Here is a 6,165-nt window from a genome sequence, read left to right as displayed (position 1 = left end):
CGGGCCCCCGCCCCGGCCGGGCCACCGCCGCCCCCCACCCCGCCGCCCCCCGGGGCCGGGGACGCCCGCGGGGGGCGCCCCTCTCTCCAGGGGGCGCCCCCGTCGGCGTACCGGCCGCGGCACCGGCAGGAGGCCGGGGAGACGGCCAGGAAGACGTCGGAAGACGTCAGAAGAAGACGGACCGGCGCTGCACCAGCAGCTTGTACAGCGTGTGCTGGATCTGCTCCCTGACCTGGTCGGTCAGGTTGAACATCAGCATCGGGTCCTCCGCCGCCTCCGGCGGATGACCGTCCGTCGGGATCGGCTCGCCGAACTGGATGGTCCACTTGGTGGGCAGTGGGACCGCGCCCAGCGGGCCCAGCCACGGGAAGGTCGGCGTGAGCGGGAAGTACGGGAAACCCAGCAGCCGGGCCAGCGTCTTGGCGTTGCCGATCATCGGGTAGATCTCCTCGGCCCCGACGATCGAGCACGGCACGATCGGCACCCCCTGCCGGAGTGCCGTGGAGACGAACCCGCCCCGGCCGAACCGCTGCAGCTTGTAGCGCTCGCTGAAGGGCTTGCCGATGCCCTTGAAGCCCTCCGGCATGACCCCGACCAGCTCGCCCTGACCGAGGAGGCGTTCGGCGTCCTCCGTGCAGGCCAGGGTGTGGCCGAGCTTGCGGGCGAGTTCGTTGACGACCGGCAGGACGAACACCAGGTCCGCCGCGAGCAGCCGCAGATGGCGGTCGGCCGGATGGTGGTCGTGGACGGCGACCTGCATCATCAGGCCGTCCAGCGGAAGCGTCCCGGAGTGGTTGGCGACGATCAACGCACCGCCCTGGGACGGGATGTTCTCCACGCCCTTCACCTCGACCCGGAAGTACTTCTCGTACACCGGCCGCAGCAGGGACATCAGCACCTGGTCGGTGAGCTCGGCGTCGTAGCCGAAGTCGTCGACCTCGTAGTCGCCGGTGAGGCGGCGCCGCAGGAAAGCCAGGCCGCTCGCGACACGCCGCTCCAGGCCGCCGCCGTCGCCCTCCTGCGGCGGTCCGGGCGGCTCCTGCGCACGCACGTCCCCGGCCGGGACGCCGTCCCGCGTGGTCCCCCGGGTGGGCAGGGGCTGGACCTCCCCCGCCGGCGCCGTCTCGGCGCCCTTGCGCCGGCTTCCCGCGCCGCGGCGCCGCGACGGGCGCTGCGCCGCGCCGTTCCCACGGGACCGGTCGTCGTCGAACGGAATGACCTTGGCGTCCGCCATCGTTGCTGCGCTCCTCAGTCGGCGCTCTGCGTCGGGAAGTGGCCGCTGCCCCGCGCGGACAGCGCCGCGATCCGGTCGACGGCCCCCGCGAGGGCCTCCGGCGGCAGCAGGCCGGGTCCCCGGCTGCGGGCGAAGTCCGCGAACGTCTGAGCGGTCGTGTACTTCGGCCGGAAACCCAGCGTCTCGCGCATCTGGGTGGTGTCCACGACCCGGCCGTGGGTGAGCAGCCGGATCTGTTCGGGAGAGAAGTCCGTCATTCCCAGCGTACGCACCAGGGAGCCCGCCCAGGTGACCGCCGGGAGCAGCAGCGGCACGGTGGGCCGGCCCAGCCGCCGGGAGCACTGGGAGAGCAGCAGGACGCCGTCGCCGGCGATGTTGAAGGTGCCGCTGTTGAGGGTGCCCCGCGCCGGCTCGTGCGAGGCGGTCCGCAGCACCTCGATCACGTCGTCCTCGTGCACGAACTGCAGCCGCGGGTCGTAGCCGAACACGGTCGGCAGCACCGGCAGCGAGAAGTACGAGGCGAGCGGCGTGTCGACGGTCGGGCCGAGGATGTTGGCGAACCGCAGCACGCACACGGCCACGTCGGGCCGGCGGCGCGCGAAGCCCCGTACGTACCCCTCGACCTCCACCGCGTCCTTGGCGAAGCCACCGCTGGGCAGCGACTTGGGCGGGGTGGTCTCGGTGAAGACGGCCGGATCGCGCGGGGCGGACCCGTAGACGTTCGTACTGGACTTGACCACGAGCCGCTTCACGGCCGGGGACTTCTGGCAGGCGCCCAGCAGCTGCATGGTGCCGATGACGTTGGTCTCCTTGACCGACGCCCGGCTGCCGCCGCCCAGTGGCGTGCCCGTGACGTCCAGGTGGACGACCGTGTCGGCGCCCGCCTCGGCGAGGACGCGGGCGATGGTCGGCTGCCGGATGTCGGCCTGGACGAAGTCGGCGCCGCCCAGGTGGTGCCCGGGCGGGACCGCGTCCACGGCGACGACCCGGTCCACCTCCGGGTCACGCTGGATCCGCCGGACGAACCGGCCGCCCAGCTGACGGGCGACTCCGGTGACGAGCACGACCTTGCCCAAGATCAGAGCCTTCCTTCCGCCCTCGCCGTGTCCCTCGTGTTCCTGCTCTTGCGTGTTCCTGCGTGTTCCTGCCCGTACCCTGTCGCGTTCCCCGCCCGCGGGCCAACTTAGCGGGTCGGTGTCGCGCCGCGGTGGTCACCCGATGCGCGACGTGACGAGAAATCGCGCCCGTACCCCCGGACAGCCCTGGCGGCCCGGCAGCACCGGCGATCCCCGCCCACATGACCGTGGCCCCCCACCGGATGCGGTGGGGGGCCACGGGACACGCTGTCGCGGTGTCGCTTACTTCTTGTTGCGACGCTGGACGCGCGTGCGCTTGAGCAGCTTGCGGTGCTTCTTCTTGGCCATCCGCTTGCGCCGCTTCTTGATAACAGAGCCCACGACTACCCTCGCTCACTTCTCATCACTCGGTTGTTGGGCGCCATGGGCCCATACGACCTTCGAGGGGTTAGCCTACCCGGCCGCGCGCCGAGCTCGTAATCGAGGGGGTCGGGAGAAGATCCGAACAGCCCTTGAGGACCTCCCCCCGATCGCCGTCAGGCCGTTTCCACCCCCACATAGCTCTCGCGGAGGTACTCGTGAACCGCTTGCTCGGGGACGCGGAAGGACCGCCCCACCCGGATCGCGGGCAGATGACCACTGTGCACCAGCCGGTACACGGTCATCTTCGACACTCGCATCACCGAGGCGACTTCCGCCACGGTAAGGAACTGGACCTCGTTCAGAGGCCTCTCGCCAGCTGCAGCCATGACACACCTGCACCTTCCGCACTCGACGGCCACCGGCTTCCCCTTCCGGTGACTCTTCGTCGCTGCGTGCTCACTCCCCAGACTAGGGGCGGGTGATGCGAGTGGGGAAGAGGTGCACCCATCGGCGGCCTACTGGGACAGACACGCTCGATTGAGTACGTAGCGGGTAAGCGGTCGGTAGTAATCAGACCGCACAGCGTCATCAAGTGGAACGACGACGGACACGGTCCCCTCTGCCTGACCGACGAAGAGCGCGGGGTCGTCCGTATCGGCCAGCCCGATGGCCTCGAACCCCAGCTGACCTGCTCCGCAGACCCAGCCGTGGTCTCCGATCACAAGCCCGGGAAGGGGCCCGCCGGCCTCGGCGGCCGCGGCCAGGGCGGTACGAACAGGGAGGGGCGAATGCGTGTGTGCGCCGGGCTCACAACCGGGGCGGAAAACGCCCGGTTCTCGCATCAACGCGACTCCTCGTACGTAGTCGAGGTTGTACGTGCGTAGGCCGAACCGGGTCGTTATGTCGACACAGCGACCCTGCGCCGGGGTGAGGACGGTACATCCCGCCGCCGACAGGGCGTCTGCCAGAGCGGCGTAGAAACCGAGCAACCGATGCGGGTGCCCGGTGCCGAGGAGGACGGGTACCCCACGTCGGGCGGCCACCCTCAGCCGCTCGGCGAAGGCGTCCAGAGCGACCAGAGTGCGCTCCGGATCGATCACATCCTGTCCTGAAGTGTGCTGCGGATCGTCCGATACCCCACACTTCTCCGCCATCAACGCCAGCAGGTCCGGCTGCCGCCAGGCGCCCTCGGGATCGAGGCCCATCAGCGCCCGGGGGTCCCGGGCGGCGAACAGCCGGTAGCTGCGCAGGCTCCGCTCCCGGGACGTGGCCACGACACCCGCGAGCCGGGTGGCCAGCAGATGGGTGCGGAGGGCCGCGGAGGTCAGCACGGAGCGATGGTGGTGGACGAAGACCGGGACTGTACGGAGAACGGGGAAACACCGCACGGTCGGCCTAACGCCGGCTCAGGCCAGCAGGCCCCGCAGCGGGAACACCGCCCGCCGCGCCGCCAGTACCGCCTGGTCCAACCGGTCCGCGGGGTCGTACCCGGCCTCCCAGCCGGCCCACTCCACCGGCCAGCGCCCGTCCGTCATCCGCGCCGGCGCCGGCTGCCGCGTCCGGGCGAAGACGTCCCGCCGCCACCCTTCCGGGATCACCGACTCCGGCGCCACCGGACGGCCCGCCGCGATCCCCACCAGGTGCGTCCACGACCGCGGTACGACGTCGACCACCGCGTACCCGCCCCCGCCCAGCGCGACCCAGCGCCCCTCGGCGTACTCGTGCGCCAGCTCGTGGCAGGCCGCCTGCACCGCCCGTTGCGCGTCCAGCGACACCGCCAGGTGCGCGAGCGGGTCCTCGAAGTGGGTGTCGGCCCCGTGCTGCGTCACCAGCACCTGCGGCCGGAACTCCGCCACCAGCTCCGGCACCACCGCGTGGAACGCCCGCAGCCATCCCGCGTCCCCGGTCCCCGCCGGCAGCGCGACGTTCACGGCCGAGCCCTCCGCGCAGTCGGCGCCGGTCTCCTCCGGCCACCCGGTCTGCGGGAACAGGGTCCGCGGATGCTCGTGCAGCGAGATCGTCAGCACGCGCGGGTCCTCCCAGAACGCCGCCTGCACCCCGTCCCCGTGATGCACGTCGACGTCCACGTACGCGACCCGTTCGGCGCCCAGTTCCAGCAGCCGTGCGATCGCCAGCGCCGCGTCGTTGTAGATGCAGAAGCCCGACGCCGCCGCGGGCATCGCGTGGTGCAGCCCGCCCGCGAAGTTCACCGCGTGCAGCGCCTCCCCGCGCCACACGGCCTCGGCCGCTCCCACCGACTGCCCCGCGATCAGCGCGGACACCTCGTGCATCCCCGCGAAGGCCGGATCGTCCAGCGTCCCCAGTCCGTACGACTGGTCCGCCGCCCCCGGGTCCGCGGACGCCGCCTTCACGGCCTCGATGTAGTCCTGCCGGTGGACCAGCCGCAGCGTCGACTCACCGGCCGCCTTCGCCGCGACCACCTCCGCCTCCCGGTCGAGCCCGAAGGCGCCGACCAGGCGACGGGTCAGGGCGAGCCGGACCGGATCCATCGGGTGGTCCGGGCCGAAGTCGTAGCCCGTTACTGCCTCGTCCCACATCAGCTGTGCGCGGCCGCTCATGCCCGCCACCGTATCGGCCCGGTTCACCGACGAGCGCGGGGCCCGTGCTACCCGTACGGCCTACTCGTATGACCTGTCCGTACGGCCTGCCCGTACGGCCTGCCCGTACGGCCTACCCGTGCGTGGCTCCGGACAACAGACCGATCAGCTCCGGCATGCGGGAGAAGAGACGGGTGGCACCCGCCAGTTTCCCGGCCGGCGTCATCGCGGTGAACCCGTAGACGTCCATCCCGGCCGCGACGGCCGCCTGCACGCCGAGCGGACTGTCCTCGATCACGACACACCGCTCCGGAGCGACCCCCATACGCTCGGCCGCGTACAGAAACAGGTCCGGCGCGGGCTTGCCCCGTCCCACGTCCTCCGAGCTGAAGATCCGCCGGTCGTCGAACCAACGGTCCAGCCCGGTCTTCCGGTGCCCCACCCGGATCCGCTCGTGACTTCCGGAGGAGGCCACGCAGTACTGCACTCCGTCCGCGACCAGCTTCTCCAACACGCCGACGGCCCCTTCCACCGGTTCCAGGTCCTGCTGGAAGGCCGCGAAGACACGGCTGTGGAAGACGTCGTCGAAGTCCTCGGGCAGCCGGCGCCCCGTGCGCTCCTGGATGAGGTCGTGGACCCGGTGCATCGCGGCCCCCATGAAGTCACGGAGGGAGTCGTCGTAGGAGGTCGGATGCCCGAGCTCGGTGAGATACGCGGCCAGAAGCCGGTTCGAGATCGGCTCACTGTCCACGAGGACGCCGTCGTTGTCGAAGATGACGAGGTCATAGCGCATGGAGCGACACTAGACGACGAAGAACAACGCAGAAACGCAAGAACATAGAAATGCGGAAAACCCCGCATCATACGATGCGGGGTTCCCCGGAATAATTGTTCGGCGGCGTCCTACTCTCCCACAGGGTCCCCCCTGCAGTAC

At 71.0% G+C, this 6,165-nt stretch carries 7 protein-coding genes; all 7 read right to left on the bottom strand.

Going from position 1 to position 6,165, the window contains the following annotated elements; all coding sequences use genetic code 11:
* Positions 1-166: 166 nt before the first annotated feature.
* The 7 genes from ABZ340_RS36145 to ABZ340_RS36115 all read right to left on the bottom strand — a co-directional run bounded on the left by ABZ340_RS36145 (position 167) and on the right by ABZ340_RS36115 (position 6,024).
* A complete protein-coding gene (locus ABZ340_RS36145; protein WP_358786136.1) occupies positions 167-1,234 on the bottom strand; it encodes a lysophospholipid acyltransferase family protein in 1,068 nt (355 codons plus the stop codon).
* A gap of 14 nt (positions 1,235-1,248) precedes the next feature.
* Positions 1,249-2,310, bottom strand: a complete 1,062-nt coding sequence (locus tag ABZ340_RS36140) for an NAD-dependent epimerase/dehydratase family protein (RefSeq protein WP_358786135.1) — start codon at positions 2,308-2,310, stop codon at positions 1,249-1,251.
* A gap of 282 nt (positions 2,311-2,592) precedes the next feature.
* Complete coding sequence (locus ABZ340_RS36135; protein ID WP_003948845.1) at positions 2,593-2,691, bottom strand: AURKAIP1/COX24 domain-containing protein; 99 nt, start codon at positions 2,689-2,691, stop codon at positions 2,593-2,595.
* A 155-nt stretch (positions 2,692-2,846) separates the two neighbouring features.
* On the bottom strand, positions 2,847-3,059 hold the full coding sequence (locus tag ABZ340_RS36130; RefSeq protein WP_004984898.1) for a helix-turn-helix domain-containing protein: 213 nt from the start codon (positions 3,057-3,059) through the stop codon (positions 2,847-2,849).
* Positions 3,060-3,188: 129 nt separating this feature from the next.
* Complete coding sequence (locus ABZ340_RS36125) at positions 3,189-4,004, bottom strand: phosphatase (RefSeq protein ID WP_358786134.1); 816 nt, start codon at positions 4,002-4,004, stop codon at positions 3,189-3,191.
* 75 nt (positions 4,005-4,079) lie between these two features.
* Positions 4,080-5,252 (bottom strand): acetoin utilization protein AcuC, encoded by a 1,173-nt coding sequence (locus ABZ340_RS36120; protein WP_358786133.1) that lies wholly within the window; start codon positions 5,250-5,252, stop codon positions 4,080-4,082.
* Positions 5,253-5,364: 112 nt separating this feature from the next.
* Positions 5,365-6,024 carry an HAD family hydrolase gene (locus ABZ340_RS36115; protein ID WP_358786132.1) on the bottom strand — a complete coding sequence of 220 codons (660 nt, stop codon included), beginning with the start codon at positions 6,022-6,024 and terminating at the stop codon, positions 5,365-5,367.
* Between the last annotated feature and the right edge of the window lie 141 nt (positions 6,025-6,165).

Origin of the sequence: Streptomyces sp. NPDC006134 (genome assembly GCF_040628835.1) — a bacterium.
In the GTDB taxonomy this organism is placed as follows: Bacteria; Actinomycetota; Actinomycetes; order Streptomycetales; family Streptomycetaceae; genus Streptomyces.
Note: the sequence above shows the minus strand (reverse complement) of the source record. Positions and strands in the feature narration are given on the sequence as shown.